Source organism: Aromatoleum toluolicum (assembly GCF_012911005.2).
GTDB classification, from domain to species: Bacteria; Pseudomonadota; Gammaproteobacteria; order Burkholderiales; family Rhodocyclaceae; genus Aromatoleum; species Aromatoleum toluolicum.
The window spans coordinates 1-22,210 of record NZ_WTVS01000052.1 but is presented as its reverse complement, the minus strand read 5'-3'; the positions used below and the strand labels follow the sequence as shown (position 1 = coordinate 22,210).

Annotated in this window: 15 protein-coding genes and 1 pseudogene; 6 read left to right on the top strand and 10 right to left on the bottom strand. The window is 68.4% G+C overall.

The genetic code is table 11. The features are described from left to right. Nucleotides 1-29: 29 nt before the first annotated feature. From qhpG to GPA27_RS20440, 5 genes are all read right to left on the bottom strand, one after another. Nucleotides 30-1,382 (bottom strand): flavin-dependent monooxygenase QhpG, encoded by a 1,353-nt coding sequence (qhpG, locus tag GPA27_RS20460; RefSeq protein WP_169142334.1) that lies wholly within the window; start codon nt 1,380-1,382, stop codon nt 30-32. Between the two features lie 263 nt (nt 1,383-1,645). Then, complete coding sequence (locus tag GPA27_RS20455) at nt 1,646-3,109, bottom strand: efflux transporter outer membrane subunit (RefSeq protein ID WP_169142333.1); 1,464 nt, start codon at nt 3,107-3,109, stop codon at nt 1,646-1,648. A gap of 10 nt (nt 3,110-3,119) precedes the next feature. Beyond that, on the bottom strand, nt 3,120-6,362 hold the full coding sequence (locus GPA27_RS20450; RefSeq protein WP_169142332.1) for an efflux RND transporter permease subunit: 3,243 nt from the start codon (nt 6,360-6,362) through the stop codon (nt 3,120-3,122). 25 nt (nt 6,363-6,387) lie between these two features. Then, nucleotides 6,388-7,647, bottom strand: coding sequence for an efflux RND transporter periplasmic adaptor subunit (locus tag GPA27_RS20445; RefSeq protein WP_169142331.1), 1,260 nt, complete (start codon nt 7,645-7,647; stop codon nt 6,388-6,390). Between the two features lie 94 nt (nt 7,648-7,741). Next, nucleotides 7,742-8,626: an alpha/beta hydrolase gene (locus tag GPA27_RS20440; RefSeq protein ID WP_169142330.1), complete on the bottom strand. Its 885-nt coding sequence runs from the start codon at nt 8,624-8,626 to the stop codon at nt 7,742-7,744. Between the two features lie 157 nt (nt 8,627-8,783). Here GPA27_RS20440 and GPA27_RS20435 point away from each other — a divergent pair, with 157 nt between their 5' ends. Beyond that, a complete protein-coding gene (locus GPA27_RS20435; RefSeq protein WP_169142329.1) occupies nt 8,784-9,698 on the top strand; it encodes a LysR family transcriptional regulator in 915 nt (304 codons plus the stop codon). Between the two features lie 59 nt (nt 9,699-9,757). On the opposite strand, the gene GPA27_RS20430 is transcribed toward GPA27_RS20435, so the two are convergent. Continuing rightward, a complete protein-coding gene (locus tag GPA27_RS20430) occupies nt 9,758-9,964 on the bottom strand; it encodes a hypothetical protein (protein ID WP_169142328.1) in 207 nt (68 codons plus the stop codon). Between the two features lie 298 nt (nt 9,965-10,262). Beyond that, nucleotides 10,263-14,372 carry a hypothetical protein gene (locus GPA27_RS20425; protein WP_169142327.1) on the bottom strand — a complete coding sequence of 1,370 codons (4,110 nt, stop codon included), beginning with the start codon at nt 14,370-14,372 and terminating at the stop codon, nt 10,263-10,265. Between the two features lie 155 nt (nt 14,373-14,527). On the opposite strand from GPA27_RS20425, the pseudogene GPA27_RS29630 reads away from it, so the two are divergent. After that, a pseudogene (locus tag GPA27_RS29630) lies at nt 14,528-14,898 on the top strand (DUF302 domain-containing protein). A gap of 133 nt (nt 14,899-15,031) precedes the next feature. Here the strand turns inward: GPA27_RS29630 and GPA27_RS20415 are convergent. Next, nucleotides 15,032-15,469, bottom strand: a complete 438-nt coding sequence (locus GPA27_RS20415; protein ID WP_169142326.1) for a YaiI/YqxD family protein — start codon at nt 15,467-15,469, stop codon at nt 15,032-15,034. A 17-nt stretch (nt 15,470-15,486) separates the two neighbouring features. After that, nucleotides 15,487-16,500, bottom strand: coding sequence for a zinc-dependent alcohol dehydrogenase family protein (locus GPA27_RS20410; protein WP_169142325.1), 1,014 nt, complete (start codon nt 16,498-16,500; stop codon nt 15,487-15,489). A gap of 224 nt (nt 16,501-16,724) precedes the next feature. Between GPA27_RS20410 and GPA27_RS20405 the strand changes: the two genes are divergently transcribed. From GPA27_RS20405 to maiA, 4 genes are all read left to right on the top strand, one after another. Then, entirely contained in the window at nt 16,725-18,269 is a 1,545-nt protein-coding gene (locus tag GPA27_RS20405; RefSeq protein WP_169142324.1) for a DUF4118 domain-containing protein, read from the top strand. Further along, entirely contained in the window at nt 18,266-18,958 is a 693-nt protein-coding gene (locus GPA27_RS20400) for a response regulator (RefSeq protein ID WP_169142323.1), read from the top strand. Before GPA27_RS20405 ends, GPA27_RS20400 begins: the two co-directional genes overlap by 4 nt. Nucleotides 18,959-18,992: 34 nt before the next feature. Continuing rightward, a complete protein-coding gene (locus GPA27_RS20395; RefSeq protein WP_169142322.1) occupies nt 18,993-20,870 on the top strand; it encodes a potassium transporter Kup in 1,878 nt (625 codons plus the stop codon). A gap of 185 nt (nt 20,871-21,055) precedes the next feature. Then, nucleotides 21,056-21,700, top strand: a complete 645-nt coding sequence (maiA, locus tag GPA27_RS20390) for a maleylacetoacetate isomerase (RefSeq protein WP_169142346.1) — start codon at nt 21,056-21,058, stop codon at nt 21,698-21,700. A gap of 121 nt (nt 21,701-21,821) precedes the next feature. Here the strand turns inward: maiA and GPA27_RS20385 are convergent. After that, on the bottom strand, nt 21,822-22,210 hold a 389-nt coding region (locus GPA27_RS20385), incomplete at its 5' end, for a biotin/lipoyl-containing protein (protein WP_284440137.1).

The following is a 22,210-nucleotide window of genomic DNA, read 5'->3' as shown; positions in this document are numbered from 1 at the left end:
GTGGCAGGATACGCTGCGCTGCTCCCGCCCTACGGAAGCTCTTGGGGCTCCCCCGCCAGCCAGCCCTGCTCCCGCAACCACGCCGCCACCCGCGCTGCACGCGTGGCATCACCGCCGAGTGCGGCGCGCAACACCGCCTCGGCGCTCGTCTGCGACCCGCACGCGTGCAAGGCCCGCACCAGCGGCGCCAGCCTCACGCCATCGACATGCCAGATGCCGAGAGGCTGGCCGGGCGTGACGACCACTTCGTCCTCGACAATCCGGCCGTCAGATACGACGGGCCGGCGCATCACCTGCAAGTCGGCGGCGGAAGTGTCGGGATGGATCGGCTGCGCATCGGGCCAAGCGCGGCGCGTGCGCCAGAACGGCTCGTCCTGCCAACGCGACTCCATTGCGTAGAAATCGCGGCCGATGCGCGCGAAATGGAAGAACAGGTTTTCGATCCGCTCCTGATGGAAACGCCGCGCCAGCGCTGCACGGTCGGGATCGTGCAGCAGGGTGCCGATCACGGCCGGGGCCTGCAAGGCCGAGGAAAGCGCCTGGAAGATCCCGTTCCCGGACAAGGGATCGACCGCCATCGCCGCATCGCCGACGCGGATCCAGTCGTGCCCGACAACATCTTCCTGCAGTACGGGCGTGCTCGTCCGCGCATGCGGTTCGCCGACCGGCTCGGCGCCCTCCAGGAAAGGACGCGCTGCGTCGATCGCCTCGAAGCGGGCACGGCAGAAGGCGCCGAGTTCCCGCTTCGGCGGCAGCGCCGCAGTCGCGACGTCCAGCGTCAGCTGGAGATAACGCCGCCCGTCCGGCAGCGCGGCCATCCACACCCAGCCGTCGGCACAGCTCTCCACCGCCGAACCGGCGGTCGCGGGCGGACCGACCCAGTACTGCAGCAGGGACACCGTCTCCGCACCGCGCACACGCGCGCTCCCTTGCCCCGGTGCGGCACGACCCCGCGCCTCGACGACGAAATCCGCTTCGAAGGTCGTCCGCCTGCCGTCGTGATCGACCTCCACGTAATGCCCGCTCACGGCGGACACGCAGGACACGATCCGGTCGGCCACCACGCGCACACCCGCGCTACGGGCGTCCTCGAGCGCAGCCCGGTCGAAGGCCTGGCGGTCAACGAGACTCTCCCAATTGGCACGCGACCGCGTACCGTCCCACGTCACGCAGCGCTGCGATGGCGGAGCGAAGCACCGGACGGCCCGGGCGAAGCCGGCCTTGTGCAGGGCGCCCAGCACCCGCGCGGACACCCCCTCCACCGCGGCAAAGCGTCGCGGCTCGCCGACCAGCAGCACCTCCTCCCCCGCACGCCTCAAGCCGATGGCAACCGCGACTCCGGCCGGGCCGGCGCCTAGCACGACGATCCGCTTAGTGCTCATCCTCAGGTTTCTCGGGCGGTTGTGGTCGATGAATGCCGAGCGCGCCGGACCTCGAGAGAAGGACATCAAGGCTCCTGCGCGTGACGGTCCGATTCTCGTGGCGGTTGTCGGCAGGACGTTAGCCGATATCGGCAAAGCGTCACCGACATTTCCACGCTTGAGGCGTCCGCGACCCGGTGCGGCCCGGCATTGGCCGCATCGGGCGATGGTAGGCAGTTCGAACCGAACAGCCGGCCCATCGCCCGGCGCATACCGGCCGAATCTCAACCGCCTGTGCTCGCGGCCGCAGCACGACCGCCGAGCGCCAGCCCCTCATCTCGCTCCCACCCTCCACCGAGGGCGCGAACCAGCCCGACGGTCGCCTGGTATTGGGCGGAGCGCACCTGCAATGCCTCCCGCCGATTGCGCAGCTCGCTGCGGCGGGCGTCGAGCAGTTCGAGCTGGCTGACAAGCCCGTTGCGATAGCGCACGTCCGACAGGACGGTCGCGCGGCTCGCCGAGGTGACGGCGCGTGCCTGCGCCTCGCCCTGTTCCGCGAGGAGCCGCAGCGCGGACAACTGGTCTTCGACGTCCTTGAAGGCGACGAGCACCTGTTCGCGGTAACCGGCCAGCGCGGCATCCAGTTCCGCGTTGGCGTTGCGCACGCCCGCATCGCGCCGCCCGCCGTCGAAGATCGGCAGCGAAAGCAATGCGCCGATACCCCAGGAGCGCGCCGACCATTTGAAGAGCTCACCCAGCTCCGTGGACGCGAAGCCCCCGGAACCGGTCAGCGCGATGTCCGGAAACCACGCCGCCTGCGCGACACCGACGCGCGTCTGGGCGGCGAGCATCGATTGCCGCGCGGCGTCGATGTCGGGCCGGCGCGTGAGCACCGTGGACGGGACGCCGGCCGGGATCACGGGCAGCACGGTGTTCCAGTCGCCGGCGCCGAGCCCGAAGTCGGAGGCGGCGTCGCCGACCAGCACCGCGAGCGCGTGCTCGACTTCGGCGCGGCGGCGGTCGAGCGCGAGTGCGTCCGACTCGGTCGCGGCGAGCTCGGTGCGCACGCGCGCGACGTCCAGTTCGGCGATGTCGCCGGCCTCGAAACGGCGTTCGGTGAGTGCCAGCGTGTCGCGATACGCGCCGACGGTCTCGCGCACCAGCGCGCGTTCGGCGTCAAGCGCCCGCAGCGCGAGATAGCTGCGCGCGACGTCCGCCTGCACGACAAGACGCGCGTTGCGCAGCAAAGCCTCGCGGCTGTCGGCGTCGAGCGACGCGGCCTTGCTCGCCTGCGAGAGCCGCCCGAAGAGGTCAAGCTCCCACGAGAAGTTCGCGCCGGCACGCAGCAGATTGCCCGCGCCACCGCCGGCCGGCGTGATCGCCCCGCCCTGCCGCGTGACATCCGCGCCGACGCCGACCTGAGGTAGGCGTTGCGAGTCGGTCGCCTGCAGCAGCGCGCGGGACTGCGCGAGGCGGGCCGCGGCGATCTGGATACTGTTGTTGCGCTCTAGTGCGCGCTCCACCAACCGGTCGAGGACGGGGTCGGAGAAGGCTTTCCACCAAGCGCCGTCGGTCTGTGCCTGCACCGGCAAGGCCTGCGTCCAGCGCCCGTCGCCTTCCTTGAAGGCCGCCGGCGCGCTCGGCAACGCGGCGGGATCGATCGCGGGCGCCGTCGCGCAGCCGGCCAGCACGAGGGCGGCGAGGAGCGGAGCGAGCGCGATGCGCAGGGGATGAGTCAGCAATGTCATGGTCAACTCCTTATTCGTGATGCGCACGCGGAGCGGCAAGGCCGGTCGCGGTCGCTGCACCGCCCGTCGCGGACGAGCCGGCGAAGGCTTCGAGGTGCGGGATCTCGCCGTGCAGCTTCAGGGCGCGGTTGCCGGCGAGGCGGCGCAGCAGCACGTAGAACACCGGCGTCAGGAAGAGGCCGAAGGCCGTCACGCCGATCATCCCGGCGAACACCGCTACGCCCATCGCGCTGCGCATCTCGGCGCCGGCGCCGGTGGAGAGCACCAGCGGCAGCACGCCCATCACGAAGGCCAGCGAGGTCATCAGGATCGGGCGCAGCCGCAGCCGGCTCGCCTCGATCGCCGCATGCACCGGCGTGCGGCCGGCGAATTCCAGCTCGCGGGCGAACTCGACGATCAGGATCGCGTTCTTCGCCGACAACCCGACCAGCACGATCAGCCCGATCTGCGTGAACACGTTGTTGTCGCCACCGGAGAGCCACACGCCGGTCATCGCGGCGAGGATCCCCATCGGCACGATCAGGATGATCGCGAGCGGCAAGGTCAGGCTTTCGTACTGCGCGGCGAGCACGAGGAACACCAGCAGGATTGCGAGCGGGAACACCCACACCGCGGAATTGCCAGCGAGGATTTCCTGATAGGTCAGCTCCGTCCACTCGAAGCCGATGCCCGACGGCAGGGTCTCCGCCGCGATGCGCTCGACCGCCGCCTTGGCCTGTCCCGACGAGTAGCCCGGGGCCGGCCCGCCGCTGATGTCGGCCGACAGGAAGCCGTTGTAGCGCATCGCGCGTTCCGGCCCGAAGCTCGACTGGATGTTCATCAGCGACGACAGCGGCACCATCTCCCCGCCCGGCGCGCGCACCTTCAGCAGGCCGATGTCCTCGGCGCGGGCACGGAACGGCGCATCCGCCTGCACGCGCACCGAGTAGGTCCGGCCGAAGCGGTTGAAGTCGTTCACGTACAGGCTGCCGAGGTAGATCTGCATCGTGTCAAACACGTCGGTCACCGGGATACCGAGCTGACGCGCGCGGGTGCGGTCGATGTCGGCATAGAGCTGCGGCACGTTCACCTGGTAGCTGGAGAACAGCCCCGCGAGCTCGGGCGCCTTCGACGCCTTCGCGAGGAAGGCCTTGGTCGCGGCGTCCAGCGCCTCGTAGCCGAGCGACGCGCGGTCTTCGAGCTGCAGCTTGAAGCCGCCCGTCGTCCCGAGACCCTGCACGGGCGGCGGCGGGAACATCACGACGAAGGCGTCCTCGATGCCGGCGAACTTCTTGTTCAACGCCATCGCGATCGCGCCCGCGCTCAGCGCCTCGCCCTTGCGCTCGTCGAAGGGCTTCAGCGGCACGAACACGATCCCCGAGTTCGAGCTGTTCGTGAAGCCGTTAATCGACAGGCCGGGGAAGGCCACCGCGTGCTCGACGCCGGGCTGCTGCAGCGCGATGTCGCCCATGCGACGGATGACCTCCTCCGTGCGGTCGAGCGTCGCGCCGTCCGGAAGCTGCGCGAAGCCGATCAGGTACTGCTTGTCCTGCGCCGGCACGAAGCCGTCGGGCACCGCCTTGAAGAGCCCGAACGTCAGGCCGACGAGCGCGAGATAGACGGCCATCATCACCGCCTTGCGTCCGATCGCGCCACGCACACCGCCGCCGTAGGCTTCCGCGCCGCGGCGAAAAGTCCGGTTGAAGGCGGCGAAGAAGCGCCCGAAGACCTTGTCCATGCCGCGCGTCAGCGCATCCTTCGGCGCGTCGTGGCCCTTCAGCAGCAGCGCGGACAGCGCCGGCGAAAGCGTCAGCGAGTTGATCGCCGAGATCACCGTCGACATCGCGATCGTCAGCGCGAACTGCTTGTAGAACTGGCCGGAAAGACCGGTGATGAAGGCGAGCGGCACGAACACCGCGATCAGCACCAGCGCGATCGCGATGATCGGACCGGAGACTTCCTTCATCGCCCGGTAGGTCGCTTCGCGTGGCGACAACCCCGCCTCGATGTTGCGCTCGACGTTCTCGACGACGACGATCGCGTCATCGACGACGATGCCGATCGCCAGCACCAGGCCGAACAGCGAGAGCGCGTTGATCGAGAAACCGAAGAGATGCATCACCGCGAAAGTGCCGACGATCGACACCGGCACGGCGAGCAACGGAATGATCGACGCGCGCCAGGTCTGCAGGAACAGGATCACCACGAGTACGACCAGCGCGACCGCTTCGAGGAGCGTTTTCACGACCGCTTCGATCGACGCACGCACAAACTGGGTCGTGTCGTAGACGATCTCGTACTCGACGCCTTCCGGCATGTGCTGCTTCAGCTCCTGCATCGTCTCGCGGACGCGGTCCGAGATCTCGATCGCATTAGAGCCCGGTGCCTGGAACACCGGAATCGCGACCGCGTCCTTGTTGTCGAGCAGCGAGCGCAGCGCGTAGTCGGCGGCGCCCAGCTCGATGCGGCCGAGATCGCGCAGGCGCGTCACCGCACCGTCTTCGCCGGTGCGCACGATGATGTCGCCGAACTCCTCCTCGCTCTGCAGGCGGCCGCGAGCGTTCACCGACAGCTGCAGGTCCACGCCCGGCAGGCCCGGGGACGCTCCGATGACGCCGGCTGCGGCCTGCACGTTCTGCTCGCGGATCGCGCGCACGACGTCGCCTGCCGACAAGCCGCGCGCCGCGACTTTCTGCGGATCGAGCCAGATCCGCATCGAGTAGTCGCCCGAGCCGAAGAGCTGCACCTGGCCGACGCCGTCGACGCGTGCGAGCCGATCCTTGACGTTGAGCAGCGCGTAGTTGCGCAAGTAGGTCATGTCGTAGCGGCCGTTCGGCGACAGCAGGTGCACGACCATCGTCAGGTCGGGCGAGCTCTTGACGGTCGTGACGCCGAGTCGGCGCACCTCCTCCGGCAGGCGCGGCTCGGCCTGCGAGACGCGGTTCTGCACGAGCTGCTGCGCCTTGTCGGGGTCGGTGCCGAGGCGGAAGGTGACGGTCAGCGTCATCAGGCCGTCGGTCGTCGCCTGGCTGCCCATGTAGAGCATGCCTTCGACGCCGTTGATCGCCTCCTCCAGCGGTGTCGCGACCGTCTCGGCGATCACCTTCGGGTTGGCGCCGGGGTATTGCGCGCGGACCACCACCGACGGCGGCACGACCTCGGGATACTCCGAGATCGGAAGCACGCGCAGCGCGAGCAGGCCGGCGACGAACATCAGTAACGACAGCACGCCGGCGAAGATCGGGCGGTCGATGAAGAAACGGGACAGGTTCATGATCGTGCTCTCGATTGCAGGCGAATCAGGACTGCGGCGAAGTGGTGGACTCGGCCACGCGCGCAGCGCTCTCATTGCCGACCTGAGTGCGGACCTGCATGCGGCCGTCCATCACCACCGCCTGCGGCGCGACGAGCGACCCCGGCCGCACGCGCTGCAGGCCATTGACGACGATGCGCTCGCCCGCCTGCAGGCCGGCGGTCACGATACGCAGGCCGTCCGCCGTTCCGCCGAGCGTGACTTCGCGGTACGCGGTCTTGTTGTCGGCATCGACGACCAGCACGAATTTGCGGCTCTGGTCGGTGCCGACCGCGCGCTCGTCGATGAGCACGGCCGAGGCCGCTTGCGGGCGCCCCATCCGCAGCTTCGCGAACTGGCCCGGCATCAGGCCGCCGTCCGCGTTGTCGAACACCGCCCGCACGCGCACCGTGCCGCTGGCCGCGTCGACCTGATTGTCGACGAGTTGCAGGTGCCCTTCGAAGATCGTGTCCGCGCTCGTCGCCGTGGCCATCCGGACCGGGATGCTTTCGAGCCGCGCCGCCTTGCCGCTCGCTTCGCGCAGGGTTTGCAGTGCGCGCGCGACGACCTGCTCGTCCGCATCGAAGCTCGCGTAGATCGGGCTGACGGAAACGAGCGTCGTCAGCACCGGAGCGCCTGGGCCAGCGGCGACAAGGTTGCCGACGGTAACTTCAAGCTTGCCGACGCGACCCGACACCGGTGCCCTCACCTGCGTGTAGCCGAGATTCAGGCGCGCCGACTGCAGCGCGGCTTGGGCGGCGCGCAGATCAGCGTCCGCCGCGCGACGCGCGTTCGCCCGTTCCTCGAACTCGCGCTCGGCGATCGCACGCTGCTCCCACAGGCGCTGGGCGCGCTCGTGCTCGCTCGTCGTGAAGGCGGCGCGCGCCTGGGCGGCGGCGACCTGGGCCGTGGCGCGATCCACTTCCGCCGCATAGGGCGCGGGGTCGATCGTGATCAGCAGATCCCCCGCCTTCACGAGTCCGCCTTCGCGGAAATGAACGGCCTGCACGGTGCCGGCAACGCGCGAGCGGATATCGACGCGCTCGACCGCTTCGAGGCGGCCGGAGAACTCATCCCAGGTCGCGACCTCGCGTTGCTCAACGGTCGCGACCGAAACCGGCATGGCCGGCGGCGCACCGGCGGGCGGATTCGCTTCGACCTGCGCCGACCGCAGGCCGAGGATGGCACCGGAAACCACGGTGAGGGCTGTGACGGCCAGGCCGGCGGCCCACAGCCGGCGGTGCTTGGAATGGGTCTCTGGGGACATGGCAAACTCCTTGGTTACTTTGTTGATTTGTTCTGAACTACGCTCGTGGCGTCGGCGAACAGGGGCATCCTAAAGTCCGTAGTCAAGTACGGAGTCAACACCTTTTTTGGGGTGCGAACTGCTCGACGGCATCGACGGTTTCCCTGCGACCCGCCGTTGCGAGGAAGGCCGCGATGCGACGACCCACCTCCTCCACCCACGGCCTTCCCGCGCCCGCAACTTCCTGCAGCGCGCCCGGCCAACCGGTGGGCGCCGGCAGCACGAACCCGGATACCGGCACGCGGGACTCATCCAGGCGCCGGGCATAGGCGAGCGTCTCGTCGCGCAGCGGATCGTCGTCGGCCGTGATCAGCAGTGCCGGCGGCAGACCCGCCAGGCGCAACGAGCGGCCGGGTGTGGCATAGGGGTGCTCGGCGGCGGACGCCTCGCGCAGGTATCCGCACCAGCCGTGGGCGAGCGGGCAGCCGGCCGGCCCCTGCTCGCTGCGGCGAACCGACGCAGTGCCGAGGCAAGGATCCAGCATAGGTGAAAGCAGGATCTGGCCAGCAAGCCGTGGAGCGTTGCGATCGCGCGCCATCAGCGCCGTGGCGGCGGCGAGATTGCCGCCCGCCTCCTCGCCGGCGACGAAGACACGAGCCCCCTGCCCCGCGAGCCGAGAGCGCTTGCAATAGGCCCACTGCAACGCCGCGTAGGCCGCGTCGACCGCCGCCGGAAACGGATCGGCCGGCGCCAGCGGGTAATCGACGGACATCACGACGGCGCCCGCTTCGTGCAGCAGACCGGCCACCATCGCTCCGCTGTCGAGCGAACCGGAAACGAAGGCCCCGCCATGGAAATGCACGACCAGCGCCCCCCCGACGTGACGCTTTCCGTAGACGCGTACGCCCAGCGGTCGTCGGAGGCCGACGTCGATGCTGCAGTCCTCCGTGGCCGGGAATCGGGTCGGACTGGCAGGGCGGGATTGAGAAAAGCGGGACATGTTCGTCGGGACCTACTGTGCGCGCCAGGCAGCGCTGATGGCCTGAACGATAGTCATCGCTTGCTACTGAATAAATAGGCTATCCGTAGCTTCTTTATTTCCCTTGATGAATAATCGCACTGCAGCAATCGACGCGGACGGAAGCGAGGAGAGTCGAATGGACCAATTTCTGGCACTGCGCGTATTCGCGCGCGTCGTCGAGGCTGGCACCTTCACGAAGGCGGCCGACTCTCTCGGCATGCCGAAGCCGACCGTGACGAAATTGATCCAGAGCCTGGAAACGCACCTGCGGGTGAAGCTTCTCAACCGCACCACGCGGCGCGTCACGGTCACCGCCGACGGCGCGGCCTACTACGAACGCACGGCACGACTGCTGACGGAACTGGAAGAAATCGACGCCAGCCTGTCGAACGCCCAAGCCTCGCCGAAGGGGCGCGTGCGCGTCGACGTTCCCGCCGCGGTCGCGACCCGAATCATCATCCCCGCGCTGCACAGCTTCCACGCACGCTATCCGGATATCCAGATCGATCTCGGCGCCGGCGACCGCCTCGTGAATCTGATCGCCGACAACGTCGATTGCGTGGTCCGCGCCGGCAACCTCATCGACGAATCGCTGGTTGCCCGACGCATCGCATACGTCGAGCACATCACGTGTGCCGCACCGGCCTATCTCGCCGAGTACGGGATCCCGCGGCACCCATCGGAACTTGGCGGACAGCACTGCGTCGTCGGTTATTTCTCGGCGGGCACAGGCAGGATCTCGCCCTTCGAATTCGAGCGCAAAGGCGAGCGCGTCGAGCTGCCGGGCCGCTACGCCGTCGCCGTCAATGACAGCAACGCCTACCTGGCCGGCGCACTCGCGGGCCTGGGGATCGTGCAGTTGCCCGGCTTCATGGTCGATCGACAACTGGCGACGGGGGAGCTGGTACCGATACTGGAGGATTGGACCACCCCGGGCTTCCCGGTCTACGTCGTCTATCCCCCGAACCGCCACCTGAGCGCGAAGATCCGCGTCTTCGTCGACTGGGTAGCGGAGCTTTTCGCGCCCTTCAATGCCGCGGGGCGGCGCTGACCTCCGCCAGCGCCGCCCCGCAGGACCAGGACTACATCAGGTTGCAGGCGAACCGCGCGTCAGCGACCTCGCAAGGGGCGACGCGCGCGCCCGGCACGGGACTGCCCGCAGTCCGGCTCGTCGCATCGGCCCATCTGGACCGGGTGCGCGAAGCTGGCGCGCGTCTTCATGATGACGTTCCGCGCGTTGGCCTCGATATCCGCCCGCGGGTCGGCCGTACCGAAACCCGCCGTTGTCCGCGCCGATGCTTGTATCGACAACTCCATGCCATCCTCCTTTGAAGTTGATGCATAGCGAAATGCTGGAATTCCGGCGCACTGTACCGGGGTGTGCGCGACGAATAAATGCGCAAAAAACCAGCACTTTGTTTCCACACATGAACAATCGCGTCGCGAGCGCGACGGTTCCCGTCGTCGCCGGACCGGTTTCTCTCGCAACTTAACCATGACTATGACATGGATATTACAACCCGATCAACATATTCATGCGGCGCCGACGAAGCTGCGGCCGGCCGGCTTCTCCGTCACGCCGCGAGCCCCCCGCCCTCCGGGGGACCCGTGCCGCCTATCCCGGCGTTCCCCGGCCCGGGGATTCGTCGGCGTCGCTGCCGGCATCGGCCGCCGTCGCCTTGCGCGGCCCCAGCTTCGGCACATTGACCGGGCGCCAGTAGCTTCCGCCAGCCGAAACGCATGCCCACGCCCACCGCACCCATCCGGTCAGCGAGATCGCGAGCCACAGCGCCCAGCCCAGCATCATCAGGCGATAGGCGAATACCGGGATGCTGAAGAATTCCACGCTCGGCGTCGTCCCGTCGAGGCGGTCGAGATACCACCTCAGGCTGAACGCCGTCGAGTCGTTGCCGGTCACGAGCATTTCGGGATAGCCGAGCAGACCCTGGCGCAGCGCCGACAGCAGCGCGCTCGCGGCCAGCAGCGTGAACATCAGCAGCACCATCTGGAACAGGTTGAAGCGCCACGGCGAGGGATCGACGTAGTTGCGCCGGATCGCGAGCAGCACGAACCAGCCGATGACGAAGAACACCGAGACAACGGACGACTGGACGAGCCCGACGCCGAGGAGAATCCAGGTCACCATGCCCAGCGGCCCCGGCACGACGCGCGAGAGGACGGCGGCAATCGCGACCACGACGATGAGCACGCCCCACAGGAGCACCGCCGGGCCGACCAGCGGCCCCTTGGTGAACAGCACCACGCGGTCCTGCGGCACGGCGAGTGTGATAGTCGCATTGACCGCCTGCGCGCCGAGATCCAGTTGCGGGGAACGATAGTGGTTCGATGCCGCGGAGACGTCGCGCCAGTCGAGCTGCACCGAATGCTCGCCCGGCGTGATCGGCAGCGCCAGCCTGTTCTTCTCTGCCCGCAAGGGCTGCACCTGGCCGTCGATCCGCACCGACAGGAGTTCCGCCCCGTCGGGCAGGCCGATGACGTGATTCCCGCCGGCGCTGCTGCGCAGTCGCAGCGTCGCCGAGGCGTCTGACGAACGCTGTCCCACGGTGGTGTTGATCTGGACGTCGTCGAACGTGAGCGTATTGCCGTCGATGCCCGCCGGGCGCGACAGGGCCAGCTCGACCGTCTCGCCGGGCCAGAGCAGCCAGCGCGGCTGCCACGTGCCGCCATTGGTCCACGCGGCGGGAGCGAGGCCCGCCGACTCGACATGCCACGACGGCGTTGCGGACACGGTCCAGCGCTCGATCTGGCCGGGGTGCGTCGAAGTGAGCAGCCGCAGTTTGGCGGCGTGCTCGAGAACGCTGGTGAAGCTGCGCGATGCGCCGGGAGCGAGATCGACGACCGCCTCGCCGTCCTCGACCTTGATACCCGGATCGGTGACGGCCTCCCCTGCCAGCAGCGGAATCCGCACGCTCGTCTGCAGCGCGCTCGGGCCCTGCCGCCGCACGACGGTACGGACGGTCCAGGTCTGGTCGAACATCACATGGCGCTCGACTTCGGCAAACGGCGGCAGATCGGCGCCGCCCGAGAACTCCTTGTCCGCCCTCGCCTGCACTTCGCGCAGCCGCGAGAGCGTCAGGGTTTCCGTCGCGAGGCCCCGCGCATCGATGCCGGACAGGCTCCAGCGCACGAGCTGCGCGCTCACCCGTCGCGGCGTCAGCGGCAAATGCACGGGCACGTCGTCCTGATGCGCCGGAATGACGATCTCGATCGAGGTGATGCCGGCGCGCACGCTCGCCCAGATCAGCCCCTTGTCGTCGCGCAGCAGGGCGGGCGGCTGCCCGCCCGCCAGCACCGACGACGGCCGGATGTTCGCCCCGGGGCTCGGCAGCGGAACGACCGTGCGCGCCTGCGCATGAACTTCGAGCTTGAGCGTGATCGTGTTGCCAGCGGCTTCGATGCGCAGGTCGGCGAGGTCCGCGCACACCGGCGCGCACGCCGGAGCGGGCTCGGGAGCGAGGAGCCGCGTGCGCAGTTCCCCAAGCAGCGCTTCCGACGGGAAGGCGGATTGCGCGCGGGCGTCCGTCGGCGTGCTGCCCAGACCGACAGCCGCGACGAAGCCCACAACGGCCGCGGAACTCAGCGCGCCGCGCAGCTTGCGCACCAGCGCCGCCCGGTCGAACTCCCAGCAGCGCCACAGCGCCAGGCCGAGCAGCAGCACCGAGAGCACGGACCACAACGCGGAGGCAGCGGGGGACAGCAATGTCAGCGACAGCGTCTGTCCGCTGGCGATCGGCCCCTGCGACGCGAGCTGGATCGCAGTCCAGCGCCAGCTCGGGATCCCGGGGCCGGTCTGCACCTTCAGGTTCGGGTCGGGTTTGGCGGCCACCGGCCGTGACGATGCTTCCCGTGAGTACGGCGCCATCACCGAAGCGGCTTCGTCGCGCAACTTGCGCTCCACGTAGCTATCCGCTTCCTGCGCGACGGGCGGTGCCGCCGGTGCGGGACGCGGTGCGTACGCCGCTCTGCCCTTGCCGGCGGTCGCTTGCGAATAACTCATCCCGAGGGCCGGATACATGGCCTGCCGGATCTGCGCGACGGCGAAGGGAACGAGCATGAGGGCGATCAGGATCCCGCTGACGAGCGCCCCGCGGGTGGCCCAGGCGCGCAACTTCGCGCTGGCCGGGACGGCGGCCGCGATCGCCCGGAACAGGACCAGCGCGAGCCACAGGAATTTCGGCGCACCCGAGGTGTGCCAGGTCAGGACCAGCCCCGCGAGCAGGGTCAGGGCGGCGACGGGGCCGACGACGCGGAAGGTCACAGCCGCGATCAGGAGGACGCCGAAGATGTCCCACAGCGTCCACGACATCAGCCACTCGCCCTGCACCGAATCGGCGCCCGAGGCGTGAATCAGGCGCCACCCCGGCGGCAGGTTGAGTTGGGCCGCCCAGCCGCTCAGCGGCACCGTCCAGCCGCTTGCGGGAATCTCGCGTGCGGACGAGTCGATGCGGCCATCGGCTTCGAGCGCGATCGACGCCTCACGCAGTTCCACGCCGCGGCCGGCCTCGCTGCGGGTCACCGGCAGGTCGACGCCATTGACCGATACCCGCCCCAGTGCGAACTGCTCGGGCAGGTCGAGCCGCCAGCTGCGGCCGATCGTCCCGTTTATCGTGTCCTGCACGGAAAACCCACCGCCGTCGAAGTCGAGCCACAGCGTGCGCCGGATCTGCAGACGATCCGCCGCGCCACCGGAATCCCCCCGCTGCACCTCGACGATCTTCAGGGCCGTTCCCGGCTGGAGCACGAAAGTCGGAAGTCCGGCCCATTCCGCCGGCACGCCCACGGACTTCGGATCGACTGCAGGCGACCCCTCCAGGTTCACGACGCGGACCTCGTTGCGCGACGCGAAGGACCACACCTCCTGCTCGCTCGCGGCATCGGGCAATTGAAGCTCGTTCGCTGAGCTCATCCTGCGCGAGCTCACGTTCAGCACCCACGAACCGGCACGCGCCTGCACCTTCAGGCTGCCGTCGGCGTCGATGCGCGCCGGCAGCCCGCCGTCGACGGTCAGGGGAACGAAGCCTTCGAGCACCGCATGCGGGACGCGGATCTCCCGCTGCCGGCCCGAGATCGAGAATTCGTAGCGGACGGTCGACACCATCGGCACGTCGTCCGAGAACTGCCGGAAGACACGCATGGACAGGGAGTCCACCGCTCCCTCCTTGTCCGGCGAGGTGCGCAGCCACAGCTGGCCGGACGCATCCGGCTGACCCGCGAACCGTTCGCCGTCGATGGCGACGGAAACCTTCGCGACCTGCCGCGGCAGTTGCAGGTTAAGCGGCAGTTGTTGCCATTCGAAGCGCCCTGCGACCACGTGATGCCCCGCGCCGACGCGCAGCGACGGGCGTCCGTTCACAGGCACGACCGCAGCGGGCTCGCCGTCCACGCGCACGTCCTGCGGCCAGGTCTCGACATCGCCGGGCAGTTCCACCGTTCCGTCGGCGAAGGCGTCGACCGTCAGCGTGAAGGCGCCCTGTCGGGCTGAAAGCTGCATCTCGATACCCGCCGGCCAGATGCATTCGGCGGGCGCAGCGTCACCCGCCGTGCGCGGGCATTCAGGTGCCGGTGGATTATGGCGCGCCCAGTCGACCCACGGGCGGAGCGGCGCAGGCACCTCCTCCGGGCTCATCCGGCCGGTCCCGGCCTGTGCGAGGGAAATGCAGGCGAGCAAGCCTGCCATCGAGGCTACGATTCGGAAAGTTTTCATCGCTCGGGGTTCCACTGATCCTGCCCGGCGCATGCCCGCGAGTCGGGCTGCACGAATCGGGTTCATATGACAATGCAGACCCGATGATGCCCGATAAACCATTCCGGGTATGAACTTCTTCGGCAGTATCGGCGCGCGATACCGCGGGTGCTGCCATGCTGAAGACCACGGACTTTGCGCAAGCCGTGGCGCTCGTCACCGAGGCGCTCAAGGTCGAGGGCTTCGGGGTACTGACCGACATCGACGTGCAGGCCACGATGCCAAGCTGGGGATCGACGGGCGCCCCTATCGCATCCTCGGCGCCTGCAATCCCCCGCTGGCCGATCAGGCGCTGACTGCAGAACCCGACATCGGACTGCTGCTGCCGTGCAACGTCGTCGTTCGCGAGGACGCCGATGGCCAAATCGTCGTCGCTTTCATGGATCCGGTGGCCGTGCTGCAGCTGACCCGCGACCCCGAGATCGGCCGCGTCGCACATGAGGTTCGCGAGCGACTGGAGTGCGTGCGCTCGGCGCTGATCGCTTGATCCGATGGTTCACCGCAGCGCTGCGGTGGCGACGTGAATGGCCGCTGACGGATGGGCGGTCCCGCAACGTCGGATTCGCGAAAATCGCCACAGGCAGGTCATGGCCGGAGGACGCCCCCTTGCGCTCCGCCCCCTACTTCAGCAAGCGATCCAGCCGGTTCGCGAACGCCTGCCTGTCCCCGGCATTGAACGCCGCCGGGCCGCCTGTTTCGACGCCGGTGCTGCGCAGGGTGTCCATGAAGTTGCGCAGGTCGAGCAGCTCGCGGATGTTTTCCTTGCCGTAGAGTTCGCCCCGAGGCGATAGCGCGTGGGCGTCCTTTTCGACGATTGCGGCGGCGAGGGGGATGTCTGCGGTGATGACCACATCCCCGGCCTGCACGTGCGCGGCGATGTATTTGTCGGCCTCGTCGAGGCCGCCCGGCACCTGGATCATGCGGATCAGCGGGGACGCGGGAATGCGCAGGTACTGGTTGGCGACCAGGGTGAGCGGGCGCCGGGTGCGCTCGGCGGCGCGGAAGAGGATTTCCTTGATGACGCCGGGGCAGGCGTCGGCATCGACCCAGATTTGCATGGAATGTGTCCTGCCGCTCAGTGCCGGATGCAGATCTTGCCGAAATGCCGGCCGCTGGCGAGATACTGCATCGCTTCGCGCAGTTGCTCGAAGGCGAAGGTCCGGTCCACGACGGGGCGCATGCCGCTGTGTGCGACGGCGCGCGACATCGCGAGGAAATCCTCGCGGCTGCCGACGGTGATGCCCTGCAGGCGGACGTGGCGGGTGACCACCAGCCCCAACGGAGCGTCCATCACGGAACCGCCCAGCACACCGATCATGCTGATCGCACCGCCCGGCCGCACTGCGCGCAGCGACTGCGTCAGCGTACCCTGCCCGCCGACTTCGATCACGTGGTCTACGCCGCCGCTGCCCGCGGCGTCGCGCGCGACGCGGCCCCATTCGGGGGTCGCACGGTAGTTGATGGTGACGTCCGCGCCGAGTTCGCGGGCGCGTTCGAGCTTCTCGTCGCTGGACGAGGTGCAGATGACCCGGGCGCCGAGCAGCTTGGCGAATTGCAGGGCGAACAGCGAGACGCCCCCGGTGCCCTGCACGAGGACGGTGTCGCCGGCCGTGACCCGCCCTTCGGTGACGAGCGCGCGCCAGGCGGTGACGGCGGCGGTAGGCAGGGTCGCGGCCTCGGTGTCGTCGAGGTGGGCGGGCACGGGTGCGACCGTCGAGGCCGGGACTACCATGTATTCCGCCATGGTGCCGTCGGTCTCGCAGCCGAGGCTGTAGGCGAGGTGCTCGGCGCTCGGCTCGCCGCCGGGCCAGGTGGAGAAGAACAGCGGGCAGACGCGATCGCCGATGCGGTAGGCGTCGACGCCGCTGCCGACCTGGTCGATGTGCCCGACGCCGTCGCTGAGCATGATCAGGGGCAACGCCTGCATGCGCGAACCGTAGCCGCGGCGGGGCACCAGCAGGTCGCGGTAGTTGAGCGCAGAGGCGAGCATCTTCAGCCGGACCTCGCCCGGGCCGGCGGTCGGTTCCGGGCGCTCGCCGATCCGCAGGTTATCGTCCGTCCACGCCGTGTCGACCTGAAACACTCTCATCGCGATCCCCTCGCAGCACGCTGTTGTGGCAGTCAGGCAATATTAGTCGATCGAAGTGCCGCCGGCAGTGCGGGCGAACATCGAGCGAGGGGGCGATGCGCCCGACTGCCCTGCCCGTCGTTTACCCCGTTTTTATCTGCGCCCCGGCAGAATTGACGCAACGACGAACTCACGCCCGCTGCCTCAGGTGTCCTGTGCCGCGGGCGAGGATCGACGAACCGAACATGCGAAACGACTCCAGAAAGCATCCGCCATCGATCTCCAGCCATGTGCTCGCACTGGCCGCCTGCGGCCTCGCGGTCGCGATCTGCCTGCCGCTGCGCGACGTACTGGATCTCACCAACATCGCGATGCTCCTGCTGCTCACGGTGGTCTTCATCGCCGCGCGCCTCGGGCGATCCGAAGCGGTGGTGGCGAGCTTCGTCAGCGTTGCGCTGTTTGACTTCTTCTTCGTTCCGCCGCATCTCTCGTTCATGGTCAGCGACGTGCAGTACCTCGTCACCTTTGCGGTGATGCTGACCGTGTCGCTGTTCATCAGCCATCTGACGACCAGCCTGCAGGCGAGCGCACGCGAGGCGAGCGACCGCGAGGCGCACTCCGTGGCACTTTACGCCCTCGCGCGCAGTCTGGCCGGCGCAATATCGCCCGAACAGGCCGTGCAGCACGTAGCCACGTTCGTACGCGAGCAGACCGACGGGCAGCCCCTCTTCTTCCTGCCCGATGCCGACGGGCAGTTGCACCGATTTCCCCCCGGCACGTCCGCGCTCGGGCTCGACGAGTCGCTGGTACTCGATGCCGTGTTCCGGAGTCAGGCGAGCGACCCGTCCTGCAGTACCAGCGGCCCGAACGGGCCGACCCTGCTTTTTCCGCTGAACGGCGCGACCCGCCGCCACGGTGTATTGCTGGTGCGGGACTGCGGTCGCGACGGGCTCGACCTGCTGCGGCCGATGCTGGAAGCCGTGGCCTCCGTGACTGCGATCGCGCTCGAACGGCTGCACTTGGTGGACCTTGCGCAGGCGAGCCGCATGGAAACGGAGGCCGAGCGGCTTCGCAGTTCGATCCTTTCGTCCATTTCGCACGACATCCGCACGCCCCTGACGGTGCTGTTCGGCCTCGCCGATACGCTGGCGCTGGCCGACGCCCCCTTGAGCGGAGAGCAGCGCGACATCGCTCGCGCGATCCGGGATCAGGCCGGACGGCTGCACGAGATGGTCGAAAAGCTGCTCGACATGGCCCGCCTGCAGGCGGGGCAGGTACGCCTGCGGAAGGAGTGGCAGGCGATCGACGAGGTGATCGGCGCGAGCATCCAGCTGCTGGGCGAGGCCTTGCGCGAGCACCCGGTGAAGGTATCCATGCCGCCGGACCTCCCCCTTGTCGCGATGGACGCGGTGCTGATGGAGCGGGTGTTCTGCAACCTGCTGGAGAATGCCGCGAAGTATTCGCCGGCCGGCGCACCTGTGACGATCGACGTGGCGACGGACGACGCGGGGGGCCTCGTGATCGAGGTTTGCGACCGCGGCGAGGGGTTTCCGGCGGACAGCCTGGCGCGCATCTTCGAGCTGTTCGAGCGCGGCGCACCGCAGTTGCCGACTCCCGGATTCGGCCTGGGGCTGGCGATCTGCCGGGCCGTCATCGATGCGCATGGCGGACAGGTCAGCGCCTCGAACCGGCCCGGGGGCGGTGCCTGCGTCCGCATCGCGCTGCCGTGTGGCGGCGAACCGCCGGACATCGAACCCGAACCTGCGGACCCGGCGGGAGCCGCGTCATGAACGCGCACCAGGCCCGCATCCTCGTCATCGAGGATGAACTGCAGATCCGTCACTTCATCCGCCAGACGCTGGAGAAAGCGGCGTACCAGGTGCTCGAGGCGTCGACCGTGCAGCAGGCGGTAGGCGAGGCGGCATCGGGGAAGCCCGACCTCGCCATCCTCGACCTCGGGCTGCCCGACGGCGACGGCGTCGACTTCGTGCGTGCGGTACGCGACTGGTCGCGGATGCCGGTGCTGATCCTTTCGGCACGCTCCGACGAGAACGACAAGATCACGGCGCTCGATGCGGGCGCGGACGACTATCTGACAAAACCCTTCTCCGTGGGCGAACTGCTCGCGCGCGTCCGCGCCCTGCTGCGCCGCACCGAGGGCGGCACGGACGCGGGCGCGGCGGAGGTGCACTTCGGCGATGTGGATGTCGATCTCGCGCACCGCACCGTGCTGCGCGGGGGTGAGCCGGTGCATCTGACGGCACGCGAATATCGGCTGCTGGTCGTGCTGCTCGCCAACGCCGGCAAGGTCATGACGCATCGCCAACTGCTGCGCGAGGTGTGGGGGCCGGCCTACGTCGACAGCACCCATTACCTGCGCATCTACGTGGGGCATCTGCGGCAGAAGCTGGAGGCGGACCCCACTCAGCCGGTGCATCTGCGCACCGAAATCGGTGTCGGTTACCGCTTCCAGGCCTGACCGGCCCTTCCTTCGCCTTCTACGGGAATTCATCATGTCCGCAAACCAGGATCATTCGCGCAGCAGCCTGGGCGCCCTCGCACTGGCGGCGCTCGGCATCGTGTACGGCGACATCGGCACCAGCCCGCTGTATGCGTTCAAGGAGGCGTTCCACGGCTCGCACGCGCTGGCGGTGAACGAGACAACCGTTCTCGCCACGCTGTCGGCGTTCTTCTGGGCAATGATGCTGATCATCTCGGTCAAGTACGTGTGGGTCGTCCTGAACCACGACAATGACGGTGAAGGCGGCGTGCTCGCCCTGACCGCCCTCGCCCACCGCCGCGCATCCGGCACGCGGCGGCTCGCGGCGATGGTCATCGGCGCCGGGATCTTCGCGGCGGCGCTCTTTTACGGCGACGCGATCATCACGCCGGCGATCTCCGTCCTGTCGGCCGTGGAAGGCATCGCGGTGGCGGCGCCGGACTTCGAGCGGCTGGTCGTACCGATCACGATCGGCATCCTGGTCAGCCTGTTCCTGATCCAGAAGCACGGCACGAGCCGCGTCGGTACCCTGTTCGGCCCCGTGACCCTGGTCTGGTTCGCAACGCTCGCGGTGCTGGGCCTGCACTCGATCGTCCAGACACCGCAGGTGCTGGCCGCGATCAACCCGGCCCACGCCTTGCGCTTCGCGCTGGAACAGCCGCACGCTGCGTTCCTGCTGTTGTCGGCGGTATTCCTTGCACTGACCGGCGGCGAGGCCCTATACGCCGACATGGGCCACTTCGGCGCAAAGGCGGTTCGCGTCGCGTGGTACGGCCTGGTCTGCCCCGCCCTGCTGATCAACTACTTCGGTCAGGGCGCGCTGGTCCTGCGCGACCCGACTGCGGTCGAGAATCCGTTCTACCTGCTGGCACCGGACTGGTTCGTCTTCCCGCTCGTCGGCCTTGCGACCGCGGCAACGGTGATCGCCTCGCAGGCGACGATCTCGGGCGCGTATTCGATGACGCTGCAGGCATCGCGACTCGGTTACCTGCCGCGCGTGCGCATCCTGCACACGTCGGACAGCGAGCGCGGCCAGATCTACGTTCCCAGCGTCAACTGGCTGATGCTGGTGGCCGTGGTGCTGCTGGTGCTGGAATTCCGCTCGTCCAACGCGCTCGCGGCGGCGTACGGCATCGCGGTATCGGGCACGATGATCATCACCACGGTGCTCACCATCTTCGTCACCATCGCTGTTCCCGGCCGCTTCCGGCTGCCGATCATTGCCGGCCTGGGACTCTTCGCCTTGCTGGAATGTGCCTTCCTCGGCTCGAACCTCACGAAGATTGCGGCCGGAGGATGGTTTCCGCTGGTGCTCGGCGCACTCATCTTCATCGCTCTCACCAGTTGGAAGGATGGCAGTGCGCTGGTCTCCGAACAGCGACGGAAGATCGACGTACCGATGGACGGCTTCGTGCACGGCCCTCATCCGGACGTGCCCAAGGTCGCCGGCACCGCCGTTTACCTCACCTCGGACACCAGCGTCGTTCCGAGCGCATTGTTCCATAACCTGAAGCATTACAAGGTCATGCACGAACAGACCGTGTTCCTGCATGTCATCAGCGAGGAAGTGCCCTACGTTGCCGAAGACGAACGCCTGCGCCTGCACCGGCTCGGGCCCGACATCTATCAGGTCGACGTTCATTTCGGGTTCCGCGAGGAGCCGGACCTGCCGAACGCGCTCAGGGGTGCGGACAGGCTGGGCCTGATCCTGGAACCGATGCTGACGACCTATTTCGTCGCGCGCTCCGTGATCGTCGACGGCCCGGGCGCGCTACCGCACTGGCGCTGCGCACTGTTTTCGTGGATGAGCAGGCAGGCCGAGGGAGCCGCGACCTATTTCCGCCTCCCGCCCAATCAGGTCGTCGAACTGGGGACGCAGGTGCTGCTGTAACGATGCAGTCCTTCGTGACCGGGACGGACGGAGTCGAGAACTGCGCTGGAAGTGGCCTATTGACCGGAGTCGCGCCGTCGGTCACGGTAAACGGTCTGCACGGCAGGGCCGGCGCCCGTTTCACCGCGTCGCCCCAACTCGCCCCAACTCGTCCCACACCTCGAATTCATGGAAGTGCTGCAATGTTGAAGCTCTACACCTATTTCCGCAGCTCGGCCGCCTACCGCGTGCGCATTGCGCTGCACCTCAAGCAGCTCGAATACGAGGCGGTCCCCGTTCATCTCGTGCGCAATGGCGGCGAGCAGCGGCAGGCGGACTACCTTGCGCTGAATCCGGCCGGGCTGGTGCCGACGCTGGTCGACGACGGGAACGTGCTGCAGCAATCGCTCGCGATCATCGAATACCTCGACGAGGTGCATCCGCAGCCCGCGCTGCTGCCGGGCAGCCCCGCCGAGCGCGCGCGCATCCGCGCGATTGCGCAGGCGATCGCGTGCGACATCCACCCGGTGAACAACCTGCGCGTGCTGCGCTACCTGGTGCACGAACTGGGCGTGAACGACGCGCAGAAGAACGCGTGGTACCGCCACTGGATCGCGATCGGCCTGTCGGCGGTGGAGTCCATGCTCGCCACGGACCCGCGCACCGGCCTCTTCTGCCACGGCGATACGCCCACGCTGGCCGACTGCTGCCTCGTGCCGCAGGTGTTCAACGCGCAGCGCTTCGACTGCGACCTGTCGGGGATCCCGACCGTGATGGGCATCGTCGAGCGCTGCGCGGCGCTCGATGCCTTTCAGCGCGCGGCGCCCGGCCAGCAGCCCGACGCGGAGTAGCCGGACCTCCCCGGAGAGCGGGGCAGCGCGTCGCGGCCGGACAAAAAAATGTCCGGGCACCATGACCCGGACGTGAAATCCCCTCTGGAGAGGGAGGGGGAGAACTCCTTGTGCGGCCCGCCTACTGCAGCTCGACCAGCAGATCCTTGGCCGCGACCTTGTCGCCGGGCTTCACGAACACCGCCTTCACAACGCCGTCGCGCTCGGCGGTGAGCGCGGTTTCCATCTTCATCGCCTCGATCGACACCAGCGGCGTGCCCTTGGCGATCTTCTGCCCGGTATGCACCGCGACCGTCACCACGGCGCCGGGCATCGGCGCGCCGACGTGGTTGGGGTTCGCTTCGTCCATCTTCGGATGGCGCCGTCCCGTGGGCGCGGCGCCGGCCTTGGGGATGCGCTGCAGGCGCGGCTGGCCGTTGAGTTCGAAGAAGACCTTGACCCGGCCCTCCTCGTCCGGCGTGTCGCTGCTGCCGGTCTGGCGCACGATGAGGCTCTTGCCGCGCTCGATGT

Bases quoted from the DNA above. Each gene is read 5' to 3' on its own strand.
- qhpG (WP_169142334.1), bottom strand. From the start codon at position 1,382: ATGAGCACTAAGCGGATCGTCGTGCTAGGCGCCGGCCCGGCCGGAGTC.
- GPA27_RS20455 (WP_169142333.1), bottom strand. From the start codon at position 3,109: ATGACATTGCTGACTCATCCCCTGCGCATCGCGCTCGCTCCGCTCCTC.
- GPA27_RS20450 (WP_169142332.1), bottom strand. From the start codon at position 6,362: ATGAACCTGTCCCGTTTCTTCATCGACCGCCCGATCTTCGCCGGCGTG.
- GPA27_RS20445 (WP_169142331.1), bottom strand. From the start codon at position 7,647: ATGTCCCCAGAGACCCATTCCAAGCACCGCCGGCTGTGGGCCGCCGGC.
- GPA27_RS20440 (WP_169142330.1), bottom strand. From the start codon at position 8,626: ATGTCCCGCTTTTCTCAATCCCGCCCTGCCAGTCCGACCCGATTCCCG.
- GPA27_RS20435 (WP_169142329.1), top strand. From the start codon at position 8,784: ATGGACCAATTTCTGGCACTGCGCGTATTCGCGCGCGTCGTCGAGGCT.
- GPA27_RS20430 (WP_169142328.1), bottom strand. From the start codon at position 9,964: ATGGAGTTGTCGATACAAGCATCGGCGCGGACAACGGCGGGTTTCGGT.
- GPA27_RS20425 (WP_169142327.1), bottom strand. From the start codon at position 14,372: ATGAAAACTTTCCGAATCGTAGCCTCGATGGCAGGCTTGCTCGCCTGC.
- GPA27_RS20415 (WP_169142326.1), bottom strand. From the start codon at position 15,469: ATGCAAATCTGGGTCGATGCCGACGCCTGCCCCGGCGTCATCAAGGAA.
- GPA27_RS20410 (WP_169142325.1), bottom strand. From the start codon at position 16,500: ATGAGAGTGTTTCAGGTCGACACGGCGTGGACGGACGATAACCTGCGG.
- GPA27_RS20405 (WP_169142324.1), top strand. From the start codon at position 16,725: ATGCGAAACGACTCCAGAAAGCATCCGCCATCGATCTCCAGCCATGTG.
- GPA27_RS20400 (WP_169142323.1), top strand. From the start codon at position 18,266: ATGAACGCGCACCAGGCCCGCATCCTCGTCATCGAGGATGAACTGCAG.
- GPA27_RS20395 (WP_169142322.1), top strand. From the start codon at position 18,993: ATGTCCGCAAACCAGGATCATTCGCGCAGCAGCCTGGGCGCCCTCGCA.